The 26192-nt window shown below is 35.7% G+C and carries 28 protein-coding genes; 24 read left to right on the forward strand and 4 right to left on the reverse strand.

Annotated features, from left to right (window positions below):
* From AB1498_06445 to AB1498_06460, 4 genes are all read right to left on the reverse strand, one after another.
* A partial coding sequence (locus AB1498_06445; protein MEW6087929.1) for an IS1380 family transposase occupies positions 1-313 on the reverse strand: 313 nt, incomplete at its 3' end.
* Between the two features lie 378 nt (positions 314-691).
* A complete protein-coding gene (nth, locus tag AB1498_06450; protein ID MEW6087930.1) occupies positions 692-1324 on the reverse strand; it encodes an endonuclease III in 633 nt (210 codons plus the stop codon).
* A 1-nt stretch (position 1325) separates the two neighbouring features.
* Positions 1326-2021 carry a hypothetical protein gene (locus AB1498_06455; protein MEW6087931.1) on the reverse strand — a complete coding sequence of 232 codons (696 nt, stop codon included), beginning with the start codon at positions 2019-2021 and terminating at the stop codon, positions 1326-1328.
* A gap of 59 nt (positions 2022-2080) precedes the next feature.
* Positions 2081-2962: a cation diffusion facilitator family transporter gene (locus tag AB1498_06460; protein MEW6087932.1), complete on the reverse strand. Its 882-nt coding sequence runs from the start codon at positions 2960-2962 to the stop codon at positions 2081-2083.
* Between the two features lie 108 nt (positions 2963-3070).
* Here AB1498_06460 and AB1498_06465 point away from each other — a divergent pair, with 108 nt between their 5' ends.
* The 24 genes from AB1498_06465 (at position 3071) to AB1498_06580 (ending at position 26187) form a co-directional block, all read left to right on the forward strand.
* A complete protein-coding gene (locus AB1498_06465) occupies positions 3071-3337 on the forward strand; it encodes a SemiSWEET transporter (protein MEW6087933.1) in 267 nt (88 codons plus the stop codon).
* 24 nt (positions 3338-3361) lie between these two features.
* Positions 3362-3601, forward strand: coding sequence for a hypothetical protein (locus tag AB1498_06470; GenBank protein ID MEW6087934.1), 240 nt, complete (start codon positions 3362-3364; stop codon positions 3599-3601).
* Positions 3602-3727: 126 nt separating this feature from the next.
* Positions 3728-4507 (forward strand): glucose-1-phosphate cytidylyltransferase, encoded by a 780-nt coding sequence (rfbF, locus tag AB1498_06475; protein ID MEW6087935.1) that lies wholly within the window; start codon positions 3728-3730, stop codon positions 4505-4507.
* A gap of 15 nt (positions 4508-4522) precedes the next feature.
* Positions 4523-5491: a GDP-mannose 4,6-dehydratase gene (locus AB1498_06480; protein MEW6087936.1), complete on the forward strand. Its 969-nt coding sequence runs from the start codon at positions 4523-4525 to the stop codon at positions 5489-5491.
* An 8-nt stretch (positions 5492-5499) separates the two neighbouring features.
* A complete protein-coding gene (locus AB1498_06485) occupies positions 5500-7551 on the forward strand; it encodes a hypothetical protein (GenBank protein ID MEW6087937.1) in 2052 nt (683 codons plus the stop codon).
* A gap of 67 nt (positions 7552-7618) precedes the next feature.
* Positions 7619-8605, forward strand: a complete 987-nt coding sequence (locus AB1498_06490) for an SDR family oxidoreductase (GenBank protein ID MEW6087938.1) — start codon at positions 7619-7621, stop codon at positions 8603-8605.
* Entirely contained in the window at positions 8602-10137 is a 1536-nt protein-coding gene (locus tag AB1498_06495) for a PfkB family carbohydrate kinase (GenBank protein MEW6087939.1), read from the forward strand. Before AB1498_06490 ends, AB1498_06495 begins: the two co-directional genes overlap by 4 nt.
* Positions 10138-10213: 76 nt before the next feature.
* A complete protein-coding gene (locus AB1498_06500; protein ID MEW6087940.1) occupies positions 10214-10789 on the forward strand; it encodes an SIS domain-containing protein in 576 nt (191 codons plus the stop codon).
* A complete protein-coding gene (locus AB1498_06505; GenBank protein MEW6087941.1) occupies positions 10782-11849 on the forward strand; it encodes a radical SAM protein in 1068 nt (355 codons plus the stop codon). The genes AB1498_06500 and AB1498_06505 overlap by 8 nt, the downstream gene beginning before the upstream one ends.
* A 239-nt stretch (positions 11850-12088) precedes the next feature.
* Entirely contained in the window at positions 12089-12928 is an 840-nt protein-coding gene (locus AB1498_06510; protein ID MEW6087942.1) for a transketolase, read from the forward strand.
* Positions 12928-13866 carry a transketolase C-terminal domain-containing protein gene (locus AB1498_06515; GenBank protein ID MEW6087943.1) on the forward strand — a complete coding sequence of 313 codons (939 nt, stop codon included), beginning with the start codon at positions 12928-12930 and terminating at the stop codon, positions 13864-13866. Before AB1498_06510 ends, AB1498_06515 begins: the two co-directional genes overlap by 1 nt.
* Positions 13867-13907: 41 nt before the next feature.
* Positions 13908-14570 carry a methyltransferase domain-containing protein gene (locus AB1498_06520; protein ID MEW6087944.1) on the forward strand — a complete coding sequence of 221 codons (663 nt, stop codon included), beginning with the start codon at positions 13908-13910 and terminating at the stop codon, positions 14568-14570.
* A 173-nt stretch (positions 14571-14743) separates the two neighbouring features.
* Entirely contained in the window at positions 14744-15811 is a 1068-nt protein-coding gene (locus AB1498_06525; protein MEW6087945.1) for a radical SAM protein, read from the forward strand.
* On the forward strand, positions 15808-16617 hold the full coding sequence (locus tag AB1498_06530; GenBank protein ID MEW6087946.1) for an SDR family oxidoreductase: 810 nt from the start codon (positions 15808-15810) through the stop codon (positions 16615-16617). Before AB1498_06525 ends, AB1498_06530 begins: the two co-directional genes overlap by 4 nt.
* Positions 16618-16649: 32 nt before the next feature.
* Positions 16650-17336, forward strand: a complete 687-nt coding sequence (locus AB1498_06535; protein ID MEW6087947.1) for a class I SAM-dependent methyltransferase — start codon at positions 16650-16652, stop codon at positions 17334-17336.
* On the forward strand, positions 17333-18490 hold the full coding sequence (locus AB1498_06540) for a class I SAM-dependent methyltransferase (GenBank protein MEW6087948.1): 1158 nt from the start codon (positions 17333-17335) through the stop codon (positions 18488-18490). Before AB1498_06535 ends, AB1498_06540 begins: the two co-directional genes overlap by 4 nt.
* 51 nt (positions 18491-18541) lie before the next feature.
* Positions 18542-19309: a glycosyltransferase family 2 protein gene (locus tag AB1498_06545; protein ID MEW6087949.1), complete on the forward strand. Its 768-nt coding sequence runs from the start codon at positions 18542-18544 to the stop codon at positions 19307-19309.
* A 34-nt stretch (positions 19310-19343) separates the two neighbouring features.
* Entirely contained in the window at positions 19344-19832 is a 489-nt protein-coding gene (locus AB1498_06550) for a hypothetical protein (protein ID MEW6087950.1), read from the forward strand.
* Positions 19833-19835: 3 nt separating this feature from the next.
* Entirely contained in the window at positions 19836-20372 is a 537-nt protein-coding gene (locus AB1498_06555) for a hypothetical protein (protein ID MEW6087951.1), read from the forward strand.
* A 32-nt stretch (positions 20373-20404) separates the two neighbouring features.
* Positions 20405-22204 carry a thiamine pyrophosphate-binding protein gene (locus AB1498_06560; GenBank protein ID MEW6087952.1) on the forward strand — a complete coding sequence of 600 codons (1800 nt, stop codon included), beginning with the start codon at positions 20405-20407 and terminating at the stop codon, positions 22202-22204.
* Positions 22205-22247: 43 nt separating this feature from the next.
* Positions 22248-23759 carry an N-acetylneuraminate synthase family protein gene (locus AB1498_06565; protein ID MEW6087953.1) on the forward strand — a complete coding sequence of 504 codons (1512 nt, stop codon included), beginning with the start codon at positions 22248-22250 and terminating at the stop codon, positions 23757-23759.
* Positions 23760-23767: 8 nt separating this feature from the next.
* Positions 23768-24340 (forward strand): hypothetical protein, encoded by a 573-nt coding sequence (locus tag AB1498_06570; GenBank protein ID MEW6087954.1) that lies wholly within the window; start codon positions 23768-23770, stop codon positions 24338-24340.
* Between the two features lie 18 nt (positions 24341-24358).
* A complete protein-coding gene (locus tag AB1498_06575) occupies positions 24359-25243 on the forward strand; it encodes an NAD(P)-dependent oxidoreductase (protein ID MEW6087955.1) in 885 nt (294 codons plus the stop codon).
* 8 nt (positions 25244-25251) lie between these two features.
* Positions 25252-26187: a glycosyltransferase family 2 protein gene (locus AB1498_06580; GenBank protein ID MEW6087956.1), complete on the forward strand. Its 936-nt coding sequence runs from the start codon at positions 25252-25254 to the stop codon at positions 26185-26187.
* Positions 26188-26192 lie beyond the last annotated feature (5 nt).

Raw genomic sequence — 26192 nt, forward strand, 5'->3', positions numbered from 1 at the left:
CACCACCCGCCAATATGTTATAGGCGATATTCAGCACATGATCCGATTCATGATACGGGACATGTGTTTTTAATAATTTTAGATTTGAGTCGATTTCTTTTACCAGTCCCATCTTTTTTACCATTTGGTGAAGGACTCCTATTCCCCCACAGTTTATCGCTTGAATTTTCCCGCTCATTTCATAGTGTATGTTGCTGCCCTTCATGACCGGATCGGGTTGATCTTTCCATTGTTTTTTTCTTAATCGGTGTCCAATTTGTTGTTGACGATTCCTTAGTATTTTGCTATATTTTCCTTTAGATTTTTTATTCACTTGAAATGCCCTTTTTTTTGGTTGTTATGTTTTGTGATAAAATCATTTTAACCAATAGAATTGGGCATTTCAAGTCCTTTTTCGCTTTTATTTCAAAAAATTACGCTTGTGTAAGGTTTAGTGTATTTACGCATTTAGTTTATTTCTCCAGAAGATTTCTTACAAAATATAAAAAAACCATCATTTACCTGCTGACGTTTCTTATAAGTATTATCCTGGCCTTCATAAAAATATTACTTGTAAAAAAAATAATCAGAAATGTTAGAATTGAAGATCTTTTAGCAAGTACAATTTATAGTGTATTACCTTTTAATTTATTATGGATCACTCTTGTAATTTACAAAGATCCCGCATGGACATTTGAAAGATGGGAGAAGGTTAAGTAATATTTTTCGACGGGCATAAATCGTATAATACGCATTCCCCGTGGTTTGGTTTTTTTGCGTTACAGATTTTCCTTCCATGCTCGATCAAAAGGTTTGAAAAATCACCCCATTCTTTCTTGTCCAGGAGTTTCATTAAATCCTGTTCGATTTTATTGGGGTCAATATTTTTGCTCAATCCAAGCCTTTGGCTTAACCTTGATACATGCGTGTCAACAGCGATACCCTCAATTTTACCAAATCCGTTGAACAATACGATATTCGCGGTTTTCCGCGCGACACCGGGCAATTGAATCAATTCGTCCATAGAGGCTGGGACTTTGCCGTTAAATTCTTTCAGGATTTTTTGGCATGAAGCGATTATATTTTTCGCCTTGTTGTGGTAAAATCCCGTAGAGCGTATTTCCTGCTCGAATGTTTTTAAATCCGCGTTCGCGTAGTCTTCGACTTTTTTATACTTTTTGAAAAGTTTTTTAGTGACTATATTTACCCGTGCGTCTGTGCACTGCGCGGAAAGTATCGTTGAAACCAGTATTTCCAGCGGGTTTCCGAAGTCAAGCGCGGTTTTTGCCCCGGGATATTCTTTCTTAAGAAGTTGTAAAATTTTACCAATATTATTCTTAGGCATATTATAAAATTTCCGTCAATATGGCAATCGCCTTGTTTATTGAACCGGATATTTTAAGTTTTAAGTCATTGTCCATATTCATGTAAAAAGGTTTATCGTTTATTATATCACTGATATAAAATAACGCCGCGGTTTTAATCCCCGCGTGATTGCCTGCTGAAAACAAAGCCGAGCACTCCATATCGAAAACATCAATATTTTTGTTCCTGAATAAATTTATATTTTCCTCTTCAAGCTTAAGTGAAGACACTGTGGCGCAGGCCACATTTTTTATTTCAATATTTTGTTTAATGATCTTTTCAAAAAGTGTTTTATCAGGGTAGAAAATTTTATCCTCCGCGCAAGGGTTTAATAACATACTGCTGAAACTTTCGTGTGAATAACACTTCGAGGGGCTTACTAAGCTTCCAACTGATAGTCTGTCCTTTTCCTCCAAAAGTCCGCATGAGCCAAAAAGGATTATATTTTTGCACGCGGTATCTTTTAGAAATAATACTGCGTCACCGGTGAAACCCGGGCCGATCCCGGTTTGTATAATTGTAAAACCAGGGGCGTCCGCGGAAGAATATATTTTGCCTTTTTTAAAATCAGTTATATTTAAGTTTTTTAATATGTATTTTGCAACGAAAGGCATCAGGACGCAGTTTTCTTTTATACATGACTTTTTTATACCGAAAAGGATTTCAAATTTATCCATTATGCCGTCCTGATATTTTGCTTTTTCAAATAAGTGAGTGGTCGAAACTCCCCGCCCCCTCACTTATATTTTTCTACCGGTTCCATATGGACAACCACATCTGTTATTTCTTTTATATTGGTTTTGATTGTTGATTCAATAGAATTGCTTATTTCATGCGCTTTATCCATCTGTGTATCCGGGTTTATCTGGACGTGCAGGTCCAGGTGTATATCGTCAGGCCTGCCGCGTGTTCTTATCTTATGGCATGTTTTTACCCCTGTAATGTTTAAAACAATATTTTTTATTTTTTTCTCGTCGATCGGTGCGGTATCGCATAATATGTCCGAACCGCCTTTTATTATTTCATAAGCCGCGCCCGCGATAAATAATGAGATGATAATTGTTGCAATAGGGTCCAGAACCGGAAAACCCAATTTTATTGCAATTAACGTAACAAGCACGGATAATGATGTAAATATGTCTGATTTTGTGTGCAGTGAATCTGAAATAAGTATATCACTTTTCAAATCTTCACCTTTTTTATATTCATATTTCATGACTAAAAAATTGATTAGCATCGTGCCGGTTATTATAATAAAACTTTTTATATCCGCCTTAGGAACAGCCGGATTCAGAAAACGCAGTATACTCCCTTTTATCAGGTTAAAACAGACAACTGCCAATAATGCGGCAATGCTTAAAGAAGCGAGTGTTTCATATTTTTTATGGCCGTACGGATGTTCTTTGTCCTTTGGTTTGGATGCAATGGTGATTCCTATAAGCCCTATAATGTTTGACGCGCCGTCAGTCAATGAGTGAAATCCGTCAGCGGTCATGCTTATGCATTGGGTATAAATTCCATAAAGTATTTTTGCCAACGCAACCAGCCAGTTTAGAATTAAAATGATAAACAATATTGACTTGATATTTTTGTAGCGTTTTTGTTCAACAACCTCCATAATAACTATAATTATACCTTATTTTAAACGATTTTTCTATATTTTGTGAAAAACCAGTTATTTTATCGACAAACAAATGAAAAAGTTATAAAATATCAACATATGCATATGCAAAAATACCCGCTTTTTATTGATATTCTCGGAGGATTTGCCGGTTTTCTTACAACAATAGCCTTTTTGCCGCAAGTCATAAAGGTTATAAAGACTAAGTCAACCCATGACCTTTCCCTTGTAATGTTCATTATGTTTTGCATAGGCGTCATATTATGGTTAATTTTTGGAATTTATTTGCAATCCATGCCGGTAATAATTGCCAATTTTTTCACACTGGGATTTTCATTGATTATTTTATGGTATAAAATTAAATATAGGTAAAATTTTGCAAAAGGAGGATTTAAAATGGTAAAAAAAAGCTGGTATTGTATTATCACAGTTTTTTTTATGATTTTAAGCGTTATTACTGCCGCCGTCGGGTGTAAAGGCGGTGAAACAAAAAAGGCCGCAAATGAAGTAATAGATGAATTTACAGGAAACCGGGCGGTCAAACAGGGGCGGCAAATGAAAAATAATATCGAAGATATTAAAAAAGAGAGTATTGACAGGGAAGAGAATTTTAAAAAACAAATGGGAAATGAATGAAATATTTTATTGTCAATAAGTTTAATGTTTGATATAATATCTTGTTTTTGCGATATATATGAGGTTTTTTAAAAAGCCAATGTTAGATAGTTTTATCCGGGAAAAATCCAATCAAGGAAAATACATATGAAAGTGGTGATTCTTGCAGGTGGAAGAGGAACAAGACTTAGTGAAGAGACCGGCATGGTTCCCAAACCAATGATTGAAATCGGCGGGAAACCAATACTATGGCATATCATGAAAATATATTCACATTATGGTTATAATGAATTCATTATCTGCCTGGGATATAAGGGTTATATGATTAAAGAATATTTTTCTCATTATTTTTCACATATGAGTGATATAACAATTGATTTGGTTAATAATAAAACAATAATTCATAACACCTTGTCTGAACCATGGAAAATAACCCTGGTAAATACCGGATTTGATACATTTACAGGCGGCAGGTTAAAAAGGATTCAAAGTTATATAAAAAATGAAAGCTTTATGATGACTTACGGAGATGGTGTGGGAAATGTAAATATTAAAGAATTAGTTAAAAATCATAAAAAAAGTAAAAAATACGTCACCCTGACTGCGGTCAAAGCCTCAGAACGGTTTGGGATTTTGGATATTAAAAAGGATAAAAGTAATATTTTAAATTCGTTTAATGAAAAACCAGAGATAACTGATAATTGGATAAATGCCGGCTTTTTTGTGCTGGAACCGGAAATATTCGGTTATATAAAAGGTGACTATACATGGTGGGAGAAAGAACCATTGGAGAGCCTTGCAAAAAATAGCCAGGTAGTTGCCTATAAGCATTCAGGTTTTTGGAAACCCATGGATACACTGAGGGATAAAAACGAATTAGAACAGCTATGGCAGTCAAATAAAGCCTTATGGAAGCTTTGGGAATAAAAATTAAATTTTTTTATGAACAACTTTTGGAAAAACAAGAGGATTTTGGTTACCGGTTATGAAGGATTTTTAGGGTCAAACCTCACTAAATGGTTATTGAATAATAAAGCCAGGATTATTGGAATTGACATAGATGTTAGACGGGATAAAACAATTCTTACAGAAAATGACTATGACAAAATAACTGTAATAAAAGGTAATATTTCCGATTTTGATTTTTTAAAGGAAATTATTTCGAAATATAAAATTGAAATTATTTTTCATCTCGCGGCGGAGGCAATTGTTGAAAGGGCATTAAAAGATCCTTTAAAAACATTTTCTTCAAATATTGAAGGTACCTGGAATATTTTAGAAGCATGCAGGCAGTATGGAAAAGTCGGGACAATTATTATTGCATCAAGCGACAAAGCATATGGCAGCCACAAAAAGCTTCCCTATAAGGAGGATGCTCCTTTAATCGGTAATCATCCTTACGATGTATCCAAAAGCTGTGCAGATTTAATTGCTTACGCTTATTATCACACTTATAATTTACCTGTTGCGGTCACACGCTGTGGCAATATATACGGCCCGGGTGATTTTAATTTTTCAAGAATAATTCCGGATGCAATAAGATGTTTAATTACAGGTGAAACTTTATTGATTAGAAGCGATGGCAGATTTACCAGAGATTATGTTTATGTGGATGATATTGTAAACGGATATGTTATGCTTGCGGAAAAAATGAAGAAAAAGAAATTGCAGGGAGAAGTTTTTAACTTCAGCGATGAAAATCCTCTGGCAGTAATAAAGCTTTTAGAGATAATATCAGCATTAACAAAACAGAAATTAAATTATAGGGTTTTAAACAAAGCAAAATATGAGATAAAAGACCAATTTTTAGATTCTTCAAAAGCCAGAAGACTTCTGGGATGGAAACCAAAATACACATTGAAGGAAGGATTTAAAGAAACAATTGAATGGTATAAAAGATATTTCAGCTGAATTTTATTATGAAAGATACAGAAAAAAATATATCAAAAAATGAAGAAACAGACCATGGATACAATGTAGATTATAAAAATTATATTTCAGGGATTTCAGCCTTATTTTTTTCAATAGTATTTGCCTGGCTTATGATCCCCATAATTGTAAATTTTATAAATCCCTCAATGATAGATATGGCAGAGATAGAAAAAATATTTATTCCTTCAGTACTGAAGGATATTTATCCCGAACCTATGGAAAGGACCATGTTTTTAACCGGGATTGTTTTACTGCCGGTTTTATTGCTTATATTTATCTGTCTTTTTAATTATATTTTTAAAAATATCACTGATTTATCGGTAATAAAGTATAGCTATAATGTTCTGTTTATTGTTTTTCTTGGCATGATAGCATATTTAACATGGGTATCAAATAAAAAGAACCAGTTCTTTTATTTTCAAACCAGCATTAGGCCCGGGGTAAAAAGTATTTTTTCCATTGCTGTTATAAGTTTTTTAATGAATTTATTAATTTTAAATGCACAAAAAAATTATATTTCTAAATTTCTTTCAAAAACTATTTTATTTTTAACTAATTCGATATGTTGGATAATTATACTTTATGCGGTTTTAATAAATGTTTATGGCATTAGCCTGGTAAGGGATATGGGGACTTATAGGGCGCATTTAGAAGGGGTATTTCATTCTGTTGTCCAGGTTTTTTTAGGCAAACAAATATTATATAATCTTGTATCTCAATATGGGTTTTATCCTCATCTTTTAGAGCCTGTATGGAGAATAATAGGATTAAATGTATTCAAATTTACGTTGATTATGGGCCTTTTAATGGGAATATCGCTGGTTTTGTTTTATTTGATTTTTAAAAAATTAGTTGATAATAAAATAATCGCGTATCTGGGTTTTATCACTTCGATTTGGCTGATTGCCACTTATGGCAGAGTTATATTTATGTACAACTGGTATCCTTCAATGATTGATCCTTATTTTCAGTTTTTCCCGATAAGATTTTTATTCCCGGTATTTTCCATTTATTTTACCTATTATTATTTAAAAACATCAAGCAAAAAAATATATTATATGTCGTTTGTTGCATATTCAATTTCTATACTTTGGAATTTTGATACCGGTTTTGTGGTTTATTTAACATGGTTAATTACGTTAATTTATGAAGGAATATGCAGCAGGGATGTTAAAAAAATTATTTTTCATATAGCGAACTGGATTATAATATTTTTTCTGACTATTGCTTTCTTCACATCATATATGTATTTAAGATATGGGCACCTGCCCATGTATAAAGAATTTTTGTTATACCAGAGGATGTATTACGTCTTTGGTTTCGGGATGCTGCCTATGCCTTTAATCCATCCATGGAATCTCGTTGCTATAGTGTATCTGGTAGGGCTTGCAATATCCTTAATTAATCTTTTGCAGGGAAAAAACTCGCTGAAGGTATCTATGATTTTTAATCTGTCTATTCTTGGTGTCGGTGTGTTTTCATATTATCAGGGAAGAAGCCATGATTTTAACATGACGGGGATATGCTATCCTGCAATTGTGTTGTTGGCTGTTTTTGCGGATGCCCTGCTTGAAAAATATAAGCGTGACAGAAATGTATTTAATTTCGTAGCATTGAATTATATAATTTTTTTTATGATTTTTTTCTCAATGAGTTTTATAAAGAATTATAAAATAATTTTTACAACTTTGAAAGAAAGGGTGATGATTTCTCTTAGAGGTGAAAATACACCTGTTAAAAGAAGCGCTGAGTTTATAAAGAACAATACAAAAAGAGGTGAAGAAATTTTGTTGCTTTCAAATTTGTCAGCGATATATTATCTGGAATCCCGGACAATCACTCCAATAAAGAGTGAACCACGCAATATCGTTATGGTTAGTCAGGAAAAAGATGTATTGGATTATTTGGGAAGTAATTTATGTAAAAAAGTGTTTTTAGATGTAAATATTGAAAATAAAACAATTTGGAATTTTGTTCAAACTAATTTTAAACTATCTCTTATAAGTCCGGATAACAATATAGGTCTGTTTATTAAATGATTAGAAGTTGTTTCATAAGCCGGTTTCGTTATACCGTTTGACTGGAGTTTTAGCAGGGAAAGGGAAAATGAGAACATTAGTTACGGGAGGAGCGGGTTTTATAGGAAGCCATGTTGTAGAGACTCTTTTGGAAAATAAGTGTCATGTAACTGTTATTGATAATTTTTCAACAGGGAATCCGGAAAATTTAAGCCACCTTAAAAAAAATCCTAATCTGTTAATAGCAACGGCAGATATAAGCAATTATGAACAAATAAAACCGTATTTTAAAGATATAGATTGGGTTTTCCATCTTGCTGCCCTGGCTGATATTGTTCCATCAATAAATTTCCCATTGAAATATTTTAATTCTAATGTGTTGGGGACAGTAAATGTATTGGAAGCATCCAGGTTAGCTGGTGTTAAGAGGTTTATTTATGCAGCTTCTTCATCTTGTTATGGAATTCCAAAGGAATTTCCCACTTCTGAAAATGCCGATATACAACCGCAATATCCGTATGCCTTCACGAAATATTCAGGCGAACAAGCTGTATTTCATTGGGGCAGGGTTTACGATCTTCCGGTAGTGTCTCTCAGGCTCTTTAATGCTTATGGGCTGCGTTCAAGAACTACAGGCACTTATGGGGCCGTGTTCGGGGTGTTCTTAGCCCAGAAGTTAAATAGTAAGCCTTTTACTGTTGTGGGAGATGGCAATCAAACGCGGGATTTTATTTTTGTTACCGATGTAGCTAATGCATTTTTTATGGCGGCAAATTCTGATTGCCGCCAAGAAGCGATTAACGTCGGTTCAGGAGGAACCTACAGTATTACCAGGCTGGTTGAACTTTTAGAGGGAGAAGTAACATATATTCCCAAAAGGCCGGGTGAGCCGGATTGTACATTTGCAGATATTAATAAGATAAAAAGACTACTTGGCTGGAAACCCGAGGTTACATTTGAAAAAGGTGTAGAAATAATCCTTAACAATATTGGCAACTGGAGAAATGCTCCTGTATGGACAGCCGAGAAAATAGAAACAGCTACCAAAGACTGGTTTAAATATTTAGAAAAATGAAAAAAGAACAACATTCAAAAATAAAAACGATTCGTGATCTTGGAATAATTCTGGAAGACTTGAGGAAAAAAGGCAAAAAAATAGTACATTGCCACGGCTGTTTTGATCTCTTGCATCCCGGACACATTAAACATTTTCAGGCGGCAAAAAGGAAGGGTGACATTCTCGTGGTTACTTTGACAAAAGATGAGTATGTAAACAAGGGGCCGGGCAGGCCAATATTTAATCATCATCTTCGCGCTGACAGCATCGCCGCATTGGAGTGTGTTGATTATGTGGCGATAAATGAATGGCCTGCGGCAACAGAGGCAATTAAAATTATTAAACCAGATTTATATGTTAAAGGCAGCGATTATTCCAATAAAGATGGTGATATTACGGGTAAGATATATGAAGAAGAGGAGGCTGTAAAGTCAGTCGGGGGCATGCTTCATTTTACCGATGAAGCGTCTTTCAGCTCCACTTCACTTATTAACATGTTTCTTTCGCCTTATCCGCAAGAAGCGAGAGAATTTTTCCATAATTTTAGAAAACGATATTCAGCGGATAATATAATTGAACGGATTAAAAGTGTGAAGAAATTGAAAGTTTTAATAGTTGGCGATATTATCATTGATGAATACCACTATTGTGTCGGTATGGGTAAGTCACAGAAGGATTATATTATTGCTACTAAATTTTTGAATGCCGAAGTTTTCGCTGGCGGGGTGTTGGCCGCGGCAAACCACATAGCGGGTTTTTGCGAAGATGTAACTCTGCTTAGCTGTATAGGATTAAAAAACAATTACAATGATTTTATAACCAGCCATCTTAAACCGAATATTAAACAGGTTTTTTATTTTCGTAAAGATGTGCCTACTGTAGTAAAGCGCAGGTTTGTCGATCCGTCTTTTGTTACTAAACTTTTTGAGATTTGTTTTTTGGAAGATTTAATGCCTATGCCTAAAGAAATAGAAGATGATATTTGTGATAATATAAACAAAACAATAAAAAATTATGATATGGTTTTGGTAACAGATTTCGGGCATGGAATGGTTACCCCTAAAATAACCAAATTATTGAGTGAAAAGGCCAAATTCTTTGCGGTTAATGTGCAAACTAATAGCGCTAATTTGGGGTTTAATCTTATTACAAAGGTCAACAAGGCGGATTTTATTTGTATAGATGAGCCGGAGGCAAGGCTTGCATGCCATGATAAAACTTCCAATATCGAGCGCTTGATAGTGGATTTGAGCAAAAAGACGAATTGTGATAAGATTATAATTACCCGGGGGCATAAGGGCTCGCTTGCATATTCCGAGAAAGAAGGATTTTGCGAAATTCCGGTTTTTTCAAAAGATGTTGTTGACAGAATCGGCGCCGGGGATGCTTTTTTTTCAATCGCAGCCCCTTGCGCCTGTAATAATAGTCCCATGGATATTACGGGTTTCGTGGGTAATGCCGTAGGTGCACTTAAAGTATTAATTGTTGGCAACCGGTCTTCGGTTGAACCAATACCTTTATTTAAATATATAACTACACTTTTAAAATGAACCCTGATCTTCTTGGGAATAAAAGGGGATTAAGGGAAATGCCGGAATTTAGAAATAAGACAGGAGGAAGAGCCGGGTGGGGAAAAATCCATTAACTGCACTGGGTGATTTATTCTTAAGCATAGAAGTAACGGACCGTGAACAAAAAGTTATAAATTTTGTAAATGCTGTATCCAGCGTTTCAAAGACCATACTAAAGCGCGCCAAACAGGGAAATAAGATTATTATTATCGGAAACGGCGGGAGCGCGTCTATCGCCAGCCATATGGCTACGGATTTTCTGAAGAACATTAAAATTCCTGCTCTTGCCTTTACTGATGCAAGTCTGCTTACTTGCTTAAGCAATGATTTAGGATATGAAAATGTTTTTTCTGCACCTATAGGAATATTGGCTGATAAAGGCGATGTTCTTTTCGCCATCAGCAGTTCAGGAAAGTCGAAGAACATTCTAAATGCAGTGTCTATGGCACGTAAGAAGGGGTGTTTTATAGCCGGCTTATCGGGTTTTTCTCCGGACAATCCTTTAAGGGAAATGGGGGACATAAACTTTTATCTTCCATCTTCATCCTATGGGGATGTGGAGGTTACACACATGGCAATTTGTCATGCGGTGATAGATATTTTATACAAGGAGCAGGAAAAGCGTGGATAAATATAGAATTGACAGCCATAAATTAATGTATCATATTGACCGGGTCAGTGATTGGCTGAAAGGAAAGACGGTTTATCCAATCTATATGGAAATTTCTCCTGCCGGGTGCTGCAATCACCGCTGTATATTTTGCGGGAAGGATTTTATGAAATACCGGCGCAGGTTTTTAGATACCGGTGTTTTTAAACAAAGATTAAAGGAAATGGGCAGACTTGGAGTAAAAAGCATTATGTATGCCGGCGAGGGAGAGCCATTTTTACATAAAGATATCGCAGATATAATCGCTTTTACCAAAAAATCAGGTATCGATATTGCAATAACAACAAACGGGGTGCTTTTTAATCAGGATTTAGCTGAAAAAACTCTGGCATACATTACCTGGATTAAAGTAAGTATTAATGCCGCCAAAAAAGACACCTACGCGAAAATCCACCATACAAGACCGGAAGATTTGGATAAGGTTTTCAAAAATATGGCTTATGCCGATGAGATACGCAAAAAGAAAAAATATAACTGTACCCTTGGCATGCAAATTATCCTTTTGCCGGATAATTACAATGAAATAGAGTTATTGGCTAAAAAGGCCAGGTCTATCGGCATGGATTATCTCGTGGTGAAACCCTATTCACATCATCCCTTAAGCGAGACTAGTAAATTTAAAGATATTAAATACAGTAAATATCTTGATTTAGCTTCCAGGCTTAAGAAATACAATACAAGGGATTTTAGTGTAATATTTAGAATATATTCGATGCAGAAGTGGGATGAAGCTCGGAAAAATTATAAACATTGTCTGGCGCTTACCTTCTGGGCATATATCGATGCAGGGGGGGATGTCTGGGCATGCAGCATGTATTTAACCAAAAACAAGTTCTATCTCGGAAACATTTATGAAAATACTTTTAAAGATATATGGGAGAGCGAAAAGCGCAATGAACTTGTGCGCTGGGCATCACAGGATTTAAATACTGATAAATGCAGGGTTAATTGCAGGATGGATGAAGTGAATAGATATCTTTGGGATCTGACACATCCTTCTGAACATGTAAATTTTATTTAACCGGGCTTTCGTAAAAAAAAGTCCCCACCGCCTTGGCCGCCTATTTTGTTTCCTGATTTTTGAGTGTCCATTTTAATTCTTAAATACCCGTTAATACATCTTTCTTGACAAAAAAAACAAGCTTTGCTATAATCAAATACTAAATAATAAACCATGCAGGTGTTTGAAATTTCAAACACTTTACAAAAGTATTTAACCCATGCGGGACGTCGAATAATTGGATGTAGTGTTATCTTAATATGAAAGCTAAGCCGATTGATTTAGAAAAGAAAGCGGAGGAACTAAGGAAAGTAGTATTTAAGACTATTTGTTTAAGCGGGGGCGGCCATATCGCAGGATCGCTCTCTATTATAGAAATACTGGAAGTCCTTTATAATGGGATTTTACGTATCAGCCCTAAAGAGCCTATGGCTTCAGAGAGGGACCGTTTTATTTTGAGTAAAGGGCATGCCGGAGTTTCTTTGTATGCAATACTAGCTGATTGTGGATTTTTCCCTAAAGAAGAACTTGATAGATTCGGCAAAGCGGGCAGCATTTTAGGAGGTCATCCTGATATGCACAAAGTACCTGGGATTGAGGCTTCTACCGGTTCTTTGGGGCACGGTTTTTGTTTCGGGACAGGAATTGCCCTGGCGGGAAAATTGGATAAAAAAGATTTCAGGGTTTTTGTTCTTTTAGGTGACGGTGAATGCCAGGAAGGTTCTATTTGGGAAACGGCAATGTTCGCGCCCCAGCATAAATTGGATAACCTGGTTGCCATAATTGATTACAATAAAATCCAGGCGCTTGACAGGCTTGACAAAATTGTTTCGCTTGAACCTTTGGCAGCTAAATGGACGGCCTTTGGCTGGGAAGTTAAAGAAGTTGATGGCCATAATGTTACACAGCTGCAAGAGGTTTTAGGCTGCGTCCCTTTTGTTAAAGGAAAGCCTAGTTTAATCATTGCCCATACCATAAAGGGGAAAGGGATTTCTTTTATGGAGAATGTGGCAATTTGGCATTATCGCATGCCTAATCATGAAGAATTAAAAATCGCATGCAAAGACCTTAATCTGGAAGACCTGCAGGATGAGCCATAATGCGAAATGCTTACATATCGACTTTATATGATTTAGCAAAAGCGGATAAACGTATACTTGCCCTCGTTGCTGATAACGGAGCAATAGTTTATGATCAATTTTGCAGAGACTTTCCGGAACAGTTTTTAAATTTTGGTATTTCGGAAGCCAATATGATAAGTGTCGCGGCGGGTTTGGCTTCTTGCGGCAAAATACCTTTTGCTTATACTATATCTAATTTTATTACGATGCGTCCTTTTGAACAGGTGAGAAACGATGTGTGTTTACAGCGGATGAATGTTAAATTAGTCGGCATCGGAGCGGGATTTATTTATAGTAATTTGGGGCCTACCCATCACTCTGTTGAGGATATTGCATTGATGCGCTCTTTGCCGGAAATGATAATTTTTTCTCCCGCGGATCCTTTGGAGGCCAGAAAAGCCACCTTTGCAGCAGCCGGGCACTTCGGCCCGGTTTATATACGTCTGTCCGCAGGCGGTACCCCTGATATATATACAGAGGATTATGATTTTAGGGTTGGCTGTGCAGTTACTCTGAGAAAAGGCAGAGATGTTTCAATTGTTGCAACAGGTGGTATAATCTATGAAGTTTTAAAAGCAGTTGAAAAATTAGAAGATTTAGGTGTTTCGGTGAGGTTAATAAATATGCACACCATAAAGCCCATTGATAAAGAAACAATTCTGCGTGCCGCTTTCGAAACAAAAGCGATTCTTACTGTCGAAGAGCATACCATCTATGGTGGATTAGGCAGCGCAGTATCTGAAGTAGTCTTGGAAGAAGCTAAGATTCCTATTTGTTTTAAGCGCTTAGGTTTGAAAGGGGTTTTCCCTTCAGGATATGGTTCTTATAATGAAATGAAAGAAATTAACGGCTTGTCCAAAGAAGATATCATTAGAGAATCAAAGACACTTATTGAAGATAAAAAATCACTAAAATGAACCCTAAAAAATAGAATATATAATTCTTTAAGAGGTGCTGGGTGAAAAATCCACTAAATATCATTACGGCATTGCACAAGAAAACCAAAAGAGACTATCTGGCCAGGATGATTAATGATAAAGTCTATTGTATGAAAGTGGCGAAGGAATACGGCAGGGATTATTGGGACGGCCCAAGGCAATTTGGTTATGGCGGATATGTCTATGACGGGCGGTGGGGAAGTGTAGCCAGGAAATTAATCCAGACTTATAAACTAAAAAAGGATGCCAGAATTTTAGATGTAGGCTGCGGCAAAGGATTTTTGCTTTATGAGTTTAAAAAACTGATACCTGGACTTCAAATTTTCGGTTTTGATATCTCTAAATATGCGATTCGCAATTGCAAACCTGAAGTAAGAAAAAATTTATTTGTGCATAAGGCCCAAAATAAATATCCCTTTAACGATAAGGAATTTGACCTGGTAATTTCTGTAACCACTTTACACAATTTAGCTGTTTATGACTTAAAAAATGCCTTAAAAGAAATTGAACGCGTCGGCACGAATAAATACATAGTAGTGGAAAGCTACAGGACCGACGAAGAATTGTTTAATTTGCAGTGTTGGGCTTTGACCTGCCAGGCTTTTTTTAACACAAAAGAATGGGTGTGGTTGTTTGGTGAATTTGGCTATACAGGTGATTACGAGTTCATATTTTTTGATTAACAGTTTGCTGAAAAAGTCCAATCTGCTGCGTTGTGCGCTACGTTCCCTTGTGCGGCGTATACATAACATACGCCTCCGTGGTCACTTGCACACGCCTTGCATCTTGGCCTTTTTGAACAAACTGCCGCCATATCGGGCTGGTTTTAATGATAATAATTTTTAAAGGGTAAAACATGGGTTTGAAATATACAAAAATGAAGGTCTTTCACTATAAGGAAAAGTTAGACTCTTTGCCAGAGGGAAAAAGGATTTTGTCTCCCATTCATATCCGTATTAAGCCGACCAATGTTTGCAATCATAACTGCCGCTATTGCGCTTATCGGGTGGATAATTTACAGCTTGGCAAAGATATGGTAACAAGAGATTATATTCCTAAGGAGAAAATGCTGGAAATAGTAAGAGATATGCGCGATATGAACGTAAAGGCGGTAACGTTCAGCGGTGGCGGAGAACCGTTTTGCTACCCCTATTTATTAGAAACAGTAAAGGAGTTAATAAAGGCCAAAATTAAATTCGCCTGCCTTACAAATGGTTCATTGTTGACTGGAGAACTGGCGGAAGTTTTTGCGCGTCACGCGACGTGGCTAAGAATTTCTATGGACGGCTGGGACGATGCAAGTTACCGCCTTTATCGCAGGGTCAGTGATAAAGAGTTCACCAAGATTGTAGATAATATGCGGCATTTTCAGCAATTAAGAGGGAACTGTAATTTGGGGGTCAGCCTTATTGTGGATAAAGATAATGCACCCCATATTTATGATTTTATCAAGAAGATAAGCTCTATCGGCGTCAATAGCATTAAGGTTTCTCCTTGTATAATAAGTAATAGCGGCAAAGAAAACAATGCCTATCATAGAGCAATATTCGATACGGTAAAAGAAAAGGTTTCCCGGTCAGTAAGCGATTTTTCAAGTAAAGATTTTGAGATTTTTGATTCATATCATTTGCTGGAGGAAAAATTCGCCAAAGATTACAACTGGTGCCCTTATCAACAGGTTCTTCCTGTTATCGGCGCGGATCTAAACATCTATCCATGCCAGGATAAAGCGTATAATCTGGATGAAGGTTTGATTGGCTCTATTAAAAACCAGTCGTTTAAAGACTTCTGGTTTGGCGATAAAAACCAGTTCTTTAAAATTAATCCTTCGAAAGTTTGCAACCATCATTGTGTTGCAAACGAAAAAAATAAAATGATTCTTGAATATTTGAACACAGAAGAGGGGCATTTAGAGTTTGTATGATGATCGGAATATTGGGAGCTTCCGGCCTTATTGGTTATAATTTGTTTGTTTTTTTCAAAAGTAACGGAATTCAGACAATAGGCAGTTACTACTCGAATAAAAGAGACGGTCTGGTTAAACTGAACCTGTTTGAAGATAATTTTTCTATTTTTAACGGCTGTACGCATGTAGTTATAGCTGCGGGAATAACTAATATTGATGACTGTTTCCGTTATAAACAAGAGGCGTACAGATGCAATGTGGAAAAAAATATTGAGCTTATCCGTTATTTAGCAGATAGAAAGATTAAACCGATTTTTCTTTCTTCTGACCAGGTTTTTGACGGTAACAAAGGCAATTACGATGAAACTGAAAAAACCAATCCGGTAAATTATTATGGGGACTGTAAAGTTCAGGTAGAAGAGTTTATGCGTAAGAATTTAAAAGATTACCTGATTTTGCGCCTGAGCAAAGTTTACAGCCGGAATTTAAACGATGGCGGAATGTTTGCAGAAATTTTTGAGAAACTAAGAGACGGGAAAAAAGTAACAGGGGCTTACAATCAAATCTATAACCCTACTGATGTAGAGATTATCTCTATGGGTATCTACCACTCGATAAACGCAGATTTGACAGGGCTTTATCATTTAGCGGACAAAAACATTATAAGCAGGTTTGAATTTGCAAAGAACATTGCAAAAGAATATAACTTTAACCAGTGTTTAATTGAAAGAATAGATTTTAATAGTTTGCCGCTTTTAGAAAAACGCGCGCTGAATTCTTCTTTAAACGTTGAGAAGTTCCATAAAACCTTTACCGCGGTTTAACCCGCGTAATATACAAAGAAAGGGAAAGCTGTATGCTTTCTACAAAAGAACCGCAATTTAATAACCTGTTCAACAATTATCAGAAATTAGGACCGGTAAAACTTGGTATGCATGCCAGTCATATCTGGAGGACTGATCCGAAACGTTTAGTATTCATGCTGGCCAGATATAAGTTTGTGGCAAAAATGCTTTCAGGCTGCAAGGAGGTGTTAGAAATCGGCTGCGGCGACGGGTTTGGCGCGGAAATAGTGCTTCAGGAAGTAAAGAAGGTGCACTGCGTTGATTTTGACCCTTTGTTTATTGATCACTGCTGTAAAGAAAAACAAAACAAAAGATTGACTTTTGAAATGGCCGATTTAACGAAACGCCCGGTTTTTCCCAGGAAAGACGGCATCTATGCTGTGGATGTGCTGGAGCATATAAAGAAAAGTGATGAGAGTAACTTTTTGAAGAATATTGTTTCTTCATTAAAAAGAAACGGTGTTTGTATTATTGGTACGCCGACTTTAGAGAGCCAAATGTATGCTTCTATATGGAGCAAGGAAGGCCATGTTAATTGCAAATCAGGAGTGGATTTGAAGAATTGCATGATGAGGTATTTTGAACATGTTTTTTTATTTAGTATGAATGATGAAATAGTGCATACCGGTTTTTATCCCATGGCGCACTATCTTTTTGCGCTTTGTACAAATCCGAAAAGAGGTTTAGGCAATAAATGAAGACTAATTCGGTAATTAACCCATTTATTTCCTTTTATACTAAATACAAGATTTCACCTGTTCATCAGGATATCCGGAACTTTAGGCGTCATCTTCTGCGCAGGGAGAAACTTTATAGACTGCTTGGACTTGTGCCGGTAACCTTTAAAGATAAAGCCATATTGGAAATTGGTCCAGGTGGTGGTTATAACGCTTTAGTTTTATTCTTATGGGGTGCTAACATAGATTTTATAGAGCCTAATCCTAAGGCACGGGAGGAACTGCCGATATTATTTAAAAAATATAAAATAAAGGATGACAGATGGAAACTATTTCCCTGCAAGGCGGAAGAGTTTGAAATAAATAAAAAATATGATGTTGTTATTGCAGAAGGTTTTATTCCGGGTCTTTATCGCAGAAATGAAGTTATCGCAAAGATTTCGGATTCGGTAAACTTTGGAGGAGTTGTGGTAGTCACATGCGTAGATGAACTGAGTTTTTTCTTTGAATTGGTGAAGCGCTTGATAGCCCACAGGTTTCTGCAGAAGAAAAACGCGGAGGAATTTTCAAAAAAGGTAACATTACTCTCTCGTGCTTTCTCCTCCCATCTAAAAAGCTTAAAATTCGCTTCCCGGCCTATACAGGATTGGGTGACGGATAATTTTTTAAACCCTGCAATTTACGGGAATTTTTTTAGCGTTGCTGAATGTATTGAAGAATTCGGGGAAAATTTTATGCCGCTTGGCAGTTCGCCGTCAATGTTTACCGATTATTCCTGGTATAAGGATACAGAGTTCAACAGCCGTAATTCGTTTTTAGAGCAATTTTATGCCAAAAGGCACGTTTTAATGTCGTGGAATATGCCTGAGACCATAAGGACTAAAGAGGCCAATAATAATCTTGCGCAGGAAATATCCGAATTACGGAAATTCGCCGGTAAAGCGGAGCAGGATTTAACTGAGAAGAGTATTAAGGAGATAGTTAAGCGACTACAAAGAATCAAAGGTTTAATAAGAGCCGTCGATATAAGAATATACAAAGCGATAAATGAGGCAATAGGCCTGTTACTTGACAAAGATTTAGATGAATTTAAAATTTCCCATGCAAGTGGATTGGCATCCGCCTTTGGCAGGGGACAGCAATACTTAAGTTTAGCAAAGAAATTTACAACATAAAAGATAAAGGACGCGTGAAGTGTACCCCAAACAGAATAATTGAGGTGAATAATGTCATATGATATTTTAAACTCAGAATCAATGCTTAGATATATACCGCAGTGCTTTGAAAAAGATCTTACTATAATGATACCCTGTTATAATGAGGAGGGGAATATTATTGGCACATTCGATACCTTGATTCCTGTCTTATGTAAGATGCCATTTTCCTGGGAAATTATAGTTATTGATGATGCCTCGCATGATAATTCTAAGGAACTTATACGGGGTTATATTAACTCACACCCGCATTATTGTATTAGCTTGAAGGTAAGGGAGAAAAATGCCGGTCTTGCACAAAATTATTATGATGGAGCATTTTTAGCCAGAGGTAAATATTATAGATTGATTTGTGCGGATAATACCGAGCCAAAAGAGACCTTGGAAAAAATTTTCAGTTTATTTGGCAAAGCCGATTTAATTATACCGTATCACGTTAAAGCAGAAGGCCGTACTTTTTTTAGAAAGACGCTTTCAAAGACTTATACTATTCTTGTAAATTTAATAGGCGGACATAAAATAAAATACTATAATGGATGTGCCTTGGGTCTTACCTATCTGGTGAAGCGTTGGCATACGGGTTATAACGGTTTCTGTTTCCAGGCAGATATTGTTACTAGAGCAATAGAGCAGGGTTTTAGTTATTTGGAAATTCCAGTTATAGCGCAAGAAAGAAAGTCAGGCATTTCAAGAGCACTTCGGTTAAGAAATTTTCTGTCTGTAGCCCATTTTTTTTTAGATTTAGTAATTCGTCGTGTGAACAGAATCTGCTTTGATTAATTCTTTCTCAAAAAATAATGTGAAAAGGGGAGTTGTGAAAATACTATTTTTGGGTTTAGGGATATTTGGTTTAGCGTTTATTTTACAGATGGTTGTGTGGAAAGTGCATTTGCCTAAAAGGCATACAAAAACAATATTAGAATTGTTTTTTTCTGTTTTTCTTGTTAGTTTTATTTTTTTTAGCCGTTTATCTTTGCAGGGTTATGAATATATTCATATTGGATTTTTTTATATCTCTTTAACTTTATTTTATATCATGAACTATTCAGCAATAGAAGCTGATAGCCCGTCTTTATTAATGCTTTTAGAAATTTCCAAAGCAGGAAACAAAGGGGTAAAAAAGGAAGAATTTTTGAATAATTTACCTGATGATTTATTGGTAATATCCAGGATCGATGCTCTTGTTCTTGAAAAAATGGCGTATATCGATAAGGATAAATATTATATTACGAAAAAAGGTATAATTTTTGTTCGGGTTTTTGTGCTGTATAGAAGGTTTTTAAAATTACCTGAAGGAGGTTGACAATTGCATATTGGATATTTACAGTTATCGGTTCCGATAATAGCTTTATTATTTAATGCACTTACACAGATCAGTTTTTATAAAATTATTCCCAGGCTGGGTTTGTTAAAATCAGAATATGCGGGATTTATTTCAGGCTGTTTTTTAATTTTGGTAATTGAGGTGTGGATATTTTTATCAGGCGGTGCTGCGTTAAGTAATGTGATAGCCATATCGGCTGTTAATTTTATTATATATTTTTGTTTAGGGTTCTTATATTTTGCTTTTATTAATCTGGGAGAGACTGCCATAAGAATAAGGTTATTAAGGGAGCTATTGAATGCAAAAGAAGGGCTTTCTTTTAAAGAAATATTATGCCGGTATAATACTAATGAAATTATTGAGAGACGGATCAAGAGAATGGAAAAAAACAGGCAAATTATCTGTATGAATGATGGAAGCTATCACATTGGGAATAATTTTTTATTGTTGATTGCCAAAACTATGGTACTGCTTAAATTGGTCATCTTAGGCAAAAAAGTGAGTTTAGTTAAAAAGTAATCGGGTTGCGCAAAGACCTGAAAGAATTAAAAATGGTTAAACTTTCTGATTATGTAATTGATTTTTTGGTCAGAAAAAAAATTTCTGATATTTTTATGATAAGCGGAGGCGGCATTATCCATCTTGTTGAATCGGCAGGAAACAACAAGGCAATAAACTATTTTTGTAACTATAATGAGCAGGCTACTACTTATTGCGCAGAAGGATATGCGAGATTAAAAAATAATGTTTCAGTGAGTTTAGTAACAACAGGTCCGGGAAGCACAAACGCAATTTCCGGAGTTGCGAGCGCATGGGTCGATTCGGTCCCTGTAGTCGTTATTTCAGGCCAGGTAAAAAGAGAATTGATCGCTGATTATACCAAACTGAGGCAGATAGGCGAGCAGGAAATTAATATTATCGATATAGTCAGGCCGATTACCAAATACGCGGTCACAGTTGATTCAGCAAAAATGATAAAATATGAATTGGAAAAGGCGTTTTATACGGCCGTTAATAATAGGCCCGGGCCTGTATGGATAAATATCCCGCTTGATGTACAGGGGAGTTTTATAAATGAAAAAGATCTGGTTTCCTTTAAAACAGAAGCCCGTGATCCCGCCAGGAAAAAAAGATACCTTAAAAGTAAAGTAAAAAAAGCGGTTGATATTCTTAAAAAATCAAAAAGACCGGTTATGATATGCGGTTATGGAATAAGACTGGCGGGGGCTGAAAAGTTGCTCAGTGAAACTTTGAAGAGCATTCATATTCCTGTTTTGCTTTCATTTAACGGCATGGATTTACTTCCGGAAAACCATTTTTTATTTACCGGGAAGCCCGGGATTATCGGCCAGCGCCGGGCTAATTTTGCCTTACAGAATTCAGATTGCGTTTTAAGCGTGGGTTCAAGGCTTAATATTAAAATAGTTGGTTATGATTACAAAAATGTTGCTTTAAAGGCAAAGAAAATTATAGTTGATATAGACAAGGAAGAATTAAAAAAACCTACAATTTCGGCGGATTTACCAATAGAAGCTGACGCAAAAGATTTTCTTGAAGAATTATTAAAGCAGGTTAAAAAAGAAAAACTTGATGTACCTGAAAATTGGATTGAGGCCTGTAAAAAGTGGAAGAAACGTTATCCGGGTATCACGCCAGAATTTTTAAAAGATAGAAAACATGTAAATACTTATGTGTTTTATGATAGGCTTTCAAAATTATCCAGCCGGCAAGATGTAATTTTAAGCGGGAATGCCTTGTCCGCGTTATGCCTTTATCAGGCTTTTAAAGTCAAAGAAAAACAGCGGGTATTTACAAATAACGGGTATGGAGCAATGGGATGGGATTTGCCTGCGAGTATAGGCGCGTGTATCGCCAATAATAAAAAGCGGACTATCTGTGTTACCGGTGACGGCAGTATAAATATGAACATCCAGGAGCTTATGATGGTCCGGCATTATAACCTGCCGGTAAAAATATTTATTTTTAATAATTCAGGGTATACATCGATCAGGTTGACCCAGGACACATTTTTTAAAGGGCATTATGTAGGTTCCGATGCAAATTCAGGTGTAAGTAATCCAAATTTTCAGAAGATCGCTCATGCCTACAATTTACCTTATGAGAAAATTTCCAATAACAATGAATTGGATGAAAAAATAAAAAAGGTTTTATCTTCGGATGGGCCAGTGTTTTGTGAATTAAATGTGTCTCCGGCTCAGGGTGTGGTGCCAAAAACCACTTCTTATAAAAAAGAAGACGGAAGTTTTGAATCAAGGCCGCTGGAAGACATGTTTCCATTTTTATCAAGAGAAGAATTAAGGGAAAATATGCGGATTTCCGAAGATGATTAGAACCGGCTTATGAAACCGCTTCTAAACAAAATAGGAGGGGGCTATGGAAAAAAACAATGGTATATTTGATAAATTATTTATTTTTGAAATGGCTAATAATCACATGGGGAGTACCGAACATGGATTAAAAATAATCAGGGAACTGAATGATGCGCGGAAAAATTTCAATTTTAAATTCGCGTTTAAACTTCAATACCGCCATTTAGATACTTTTATTCATCCTGATTATAAAGATAGAATGGATGTAAAATATGTAAAAAGATTTTCAGAAACAAAATTGGACGAAAACCAATTTAAGGTTTTAAAGGATGAAATCAGCAGGTTAGGCTTTATTTCTATTTGTACGCCATTTGATGAAACTTCAGTCGGTTTGATAGAAAAACATAAATTCGACATTATAAAAATCGGGAGTTGTTCTTTTACAGACTGGCCGCTGCTGGAAAGAATTGTTAAAACTAATAAACCTGTTATTGCCTCTATTGCCGGAGCTTCCCTGGAAGAAATAGACAAAGTAGTCAGTTTTTTTGACCACCGCAATAAAAATTTTGCCTTGATGCATTGTGTGGCTGAATATCCGACAAAAAACAATAATCTGCAGCTAAATCAGATTGACCTGATAAAATCAAGATATCCCCATTTAAAAGTGGGTTATTCTTCCCACGAACATCCGGACAGTCTTGATTCAATTAAAATAGTTATTGCTAAAGGTGCTGGTATTTTTGAAAGGCATGTCGGTGTAAGGTCAGACAAGATTAATCTCAATGATTATTCATCAACGCCGGAACAAATTCATAAATGGCTGGAGGCTGCAGAAACGGCTTTTGAAATTTGCGGGATTAGCGGGAAAAGAATAAAGCCAGTTGAGAGCGAAATGGCAAGTTTACAAGGTTTAAAAAGAGGGGTTTTTGCCAAAAGGATGATTAAAAAGGGAGAAAAAATCGGGCCCGGAGATGCTTTTTTTGCAATTCCCACGGTAAAAGACCAAATTACGGCCAATGATATATCAAAATATACCGAATTTTCCGCGGTCTCGGATATTGACAGGAATATGCCTTTATTGTTATCGAATACAAAACAGATAGATAACAGGGAAAAGGTTTATAAAATAGTACAGGAGATAAAAAAAGTTATACAAAAAAGCGGTGTTTTTGTCCCCAATAAATTAGACCTGGAGATTTCACATCATTATGGTATTGACCGCTTTTTAGAATGTGGATGCACAATTATTAATTTTGTTAACAGGGAATACTGTAAAAAACTTATTGTTCTTATTCCCGGGCAAAGCCACCCTGAGCAGTATCATAAATTAAAAGAAGAAACATTTTATATATTGTCAGGAGAAGTAAATTTTGTTTTTGATGGAAAAGAACGGGTTTGCGGCCCAGGAGAAATAGCTGTGGTAGAACGGGGGGTAAAGCACATTTTCAGCAGCAAAACCGGGGCTGTAATTGAAGAAATTTCTTCGACACATTATAAAGATGATTCCTATTACACAGATAAAGAAATATTGAAAAATGACAATAGAAAAACTTTAATTACTTATTGGGTGAGTTAATTTTTAAAATGAAAACAATTGTCTGGGATGTAGATGATGTCCTTAACGACCTTATGCGTTGTTGGTTTGAACAGAGCTGGTTACTGGCCCATCCGGAATGTAAATTAAAATATGAAAATCTAAAAGAGAACCCGCCGCATAAAATATTAGGGGTAAGTTTAAAAGAATACCTGGCTTCATTGGATAAATTTCGTATTTCTGCGAAAGCCCGGAAAATGCGTCCTGTCCGGGAAGTTTTAGATTGGTTTATTAAAAACGGCGGCAGTTACCGTCATATGATTTTGACCTCGCGCCCCTTGCGAACAATCCCGGATTTGTCAAACTGGGTATTTTATTTTTTTGGACCTTGGATAAGAGGGTTTTATTTTGTCCCTTCCGAACGTGAAGGCGAGAATATTGTTAAATATGACCGGGATAAATATGATTATCTCAAGTGGTTTGGAAAAGCGGACATTTTTATTGATGATAGTCCCGATAATATTCAAAGTGCGGAAAAACTGGGGATTAAAGTCATTTTGATGCCTCGTCCGTGGAATAAAAGCAGGTTAACAATTAATAAAACCCTAAGTTTATTGAAATAATATTTTCATTTTGATTTTATGAAAAAAATATTTATTACAGGCGGATCCGGGTTCATCGGCCGTAATTTAAAAGAACAGTTGAGTAATGGCTATAAGATATTTGCGCCGGCAAGCGCAGATATTAATTTGCTTGATGAAAATTTAGTTTCAGAATATATAAAAAAGAATGATTTTGATATCATAATTCACTGTGCAACATGGAACGCCACCAGAAATTCTAAAAAAAATATTTCCGAAGTGCTGGACAATAACTGCCGCATGTTTTTTAATCTTGCAAGATGCAGCAGCTTTTATGGAAAAATGATTTATTATGGCTCCGGAGCTGAATATGACAGGGACCACTGGATGCCAAAAATGAACGAAAATTATTTTGATACTTATGTTCCAAAAGATGGGTATGGTTTTTCAAAATATATAATGGAATTATATGCTGAGCGTGCAGAAAACATATATAATTTGCGGCTGTTCGGTGTGTTTGGCAAATATGAAGACTGGGAAATACGGTTTATCTCAAATGCGTGCTGTAAAGCCCTCTGGGACCTGCCAATAACTATAAAACAAAATGTATTTTTTGATTATATGTATATTGATGATCTTGTAAAAATAACAAAATGGTTTATAGAAAACCAGCCGCGGGAAAAAACTTATAATATTTGTTCCGGGAAAATTTTTGATTTGCTGACACTCACAAAGAAAATTTTAACAATATCCGGTAAGAATCTTGATATAATTATTAAAACCGGCGGTTTCGGCGTTGAATACAGCGGTGACAATACAAAGCTTATTAATGAAATTGGCAAACATGATTTTGAAGATATGGATATTTCAATAAAAGAATTATATAACTGGTATATGGTTAATAAGAACAGTATCGATAAAAGTAAACTTCTTGTTGATAAATAGGAGAAAACATGAGGTTAATTAGTGTAATAACACCTTGTTATAATGAGGAAGAAAATGTAGAAAAATTATATCAAAGTGTTAGAGATGTTTTTTTGGAATTAAATAATTACCGGTATGAACATATTTTTATTGATAACGCCTCGGAAGATAAAACTGTTGATATACTGAAGCGGATTGCCGGGAAAGACAAAAATGTAAAAATTATTGTAAATTTAAGAAATTTTGGGCATATTCGTTCTCCCTATCACGCGTTACTTCAGGCAAGAGGTGATGCAGTAATAGGTATGGCGGCAGATTTTCAGGACCCGCCGCCGTTAATTAAAGATTTTATAAAGAAGTGGGAGGAGGGTTTCAAAATAGTAATTGGGAGAAAAATAAACAGTGAAGAAAATCCTTTTATGTTTGGTTTAAGAAGGCTTTATTATAATTTTATTCAGAAATGCTCACAAACCCGCCAGATAAAAAATTTCACAGGTTTTGGCTTGTATGATAAAAAATTCATTGATATTTTAAAACAACTTAATGAACCTTATCCTTATTTCAGAGGGCTTATTGCCGAACTTGGATTTGAAATTGCTGAAATAGAATATTTTCAGCCAGGCAGGAAAAAAGGCAAAACAAAAAATAATTTTTACACTTTATACGATATGGCAATTCTTGGGTTTGTAAGCTATTCCAAAGTGCCCTTAAGAGTAGCAACTTTTATTGGCATAATAACCGCTATAATCAGTTTTATCGTGGCCTTGCTATATTTTGTTTATAAGATTATCTTCTGGGATAGTTTTTCTGTGGGAATGGCACCTTTAGTCATCGGACTTTTTTTCTTTTCATCTATTCAGCTGTTTTTCCTTGGGATAATAGGGGAATATATTGGTGCCATTTACACCCAGGTTAAAAATAGGCCGTTAGTTATTGAAAAAGAACGGATTAATTTTGACAATTAGAATTT

This window comes from bacterium (genome assembly GCA_040754625.1).
Taxonomy (GTDB): Bacteria; JACRDZ01; JAQUKH01; order JAQUKH01; family JAQUKH01; genus JAQUKH01.

Coding starts and splice junctions, on each gene's coding strand:
- AB1498_06515 (MEW6087943.1), top strand. CDS start 12,928: ATGCGAAATGCTTACATATCGACTTTATATGATTTAGCAAAAGCGGAT.
- AB1498_06565 (MEW6087953.1), top strand. CDS start 22,248: ATGGAAAAAAACAATGGTATATTTGATAAATTATTTATTTTTGAAATG.
- AB1498_06580 (MEW6087956.1), top strand. CDS start 25,252: ATGAGGTTAATTAGTGTAATAACACCTTGTTATAATGAGGAAGAAAAT.
- AB1498_06525 (MEW6087945.1), top strand. CDS start 14,744: ATGGGTTTGAAATATACAAAAATGAAGGTCTTTCACTATAAGGAAAAG.
- AB1498_06465 (MEW6087933.1), top strand. CDS start 3,071: ATGCAAAAATACCCGCTTTTTATTGATATTCTCGGAGGATTTGCCGGT.
- rfbF (MEW6087935.1), top strand. CDS start 3,728: ATGAAAGTGGTGATTCTTGCAGGTGGAAGAGGAACAAGACTTAGTGAA.
- AB1498_06575 (MEW6087955.1), top strand. CDS start 24,359: ATGAAAAAAATATTTATTACAGGCGGATCCGGGTTCATCGGCCGTAAT.
- AB1498_06455 (MEW6087931.1), bottom strand. CDS start 2,021: ATGGATAAATTTGAAATCCTTTTCGGTATAAAAAAGTCATGTATAAAA.
- AB1498_06495 (MEW6087939.1), top strand. CDS start 8,602: ATGAAAAAAGAACAACATTCAAAAATAAAAACGATTCGTGATCTTGGA.
- AB1498_06510 (MEW6087942.1), top strand. CDS start 12,089: ATGAAAGCTAAGCCGATTGATTTAGAAAAGAAAGCGGAGGAACTAAGG.
- AB1498_06560 (MEW6087952.1), top strand. CDS start 20,405: ATGGTTAAACTTTCTGATTATGTAATTGATTTTTTGGTCAGAAAAAAA.
- AB1498_06460 (MEW6087932.1), bottom strand. CDS start 2,962: ATGGAGGTTGTTGAACAAAAACGCTACAAAAATATCAAGTCAATATTG.
- AB1498_06540 (MEW6087948.1), top strand. CDS start 17,333: ATGAAGACTAATTCGGTAATTAACCCATTTATTTCCTTTTATACTAAA.
- AB1498_06470 (MEW6087934.1), top strand. CDS start 3,362: ATGGTAAAAAAAAGCTGGTATTGTATTATCACAGTTTTTTTTATGATT.
- AB1498_06545 (MEW6087949.1), top strand. CDS start 18,542: ATGTCATATGATATTTTAAACTCAGAATCAATGCTTAGATATATACCG.
- AB1498_06490 (MEW6087938.1), top strand. CDS start 7,619: ATGAGAACATTAGTTACGGGAGGAGCGGGTTTTATAGGAAGCCATGTT.
- nth (MEW6087930.1), bottom strand. CDS start 1,324: ATGCCTAAGAATAATATTGGTAAAATTTTACAACTTCTTAAGAAAGAA.
- AB1498_06480 (MEW6087936.1), top strand. CDS start 4,523: ATGAACAACTTTTGGAAAAACAAGAGGATTTTGGTTACCGGTTATGAA.
- AB1498_06530 (MEW6087946.1), top strand. CDS start 15,808: ATGATGATCGGAATATTGGGAGCTTCCGGCCTTATTGGTTATAATTTG.
- AB1498_06535 (MEW6087947.1), top strand. CDS start 16,650: ATGCTTTCTACAAAAGAACCGCAATTTAATAACCTGTTCAACAATTAT.
- AB1498_06570 (MEW6087954.1), top strand. CDS start 23,768: ATGAAAACAATTGTCTGGGATGTAGATGATGTCCTTAACGACCTTATG.
- AB1498_06485 (MEW6087937.1), top strand. CDS start 5,500: ATGAAAGATACAGAAAAAAATATATCAAAAAATGAAGAAACAGACCAT.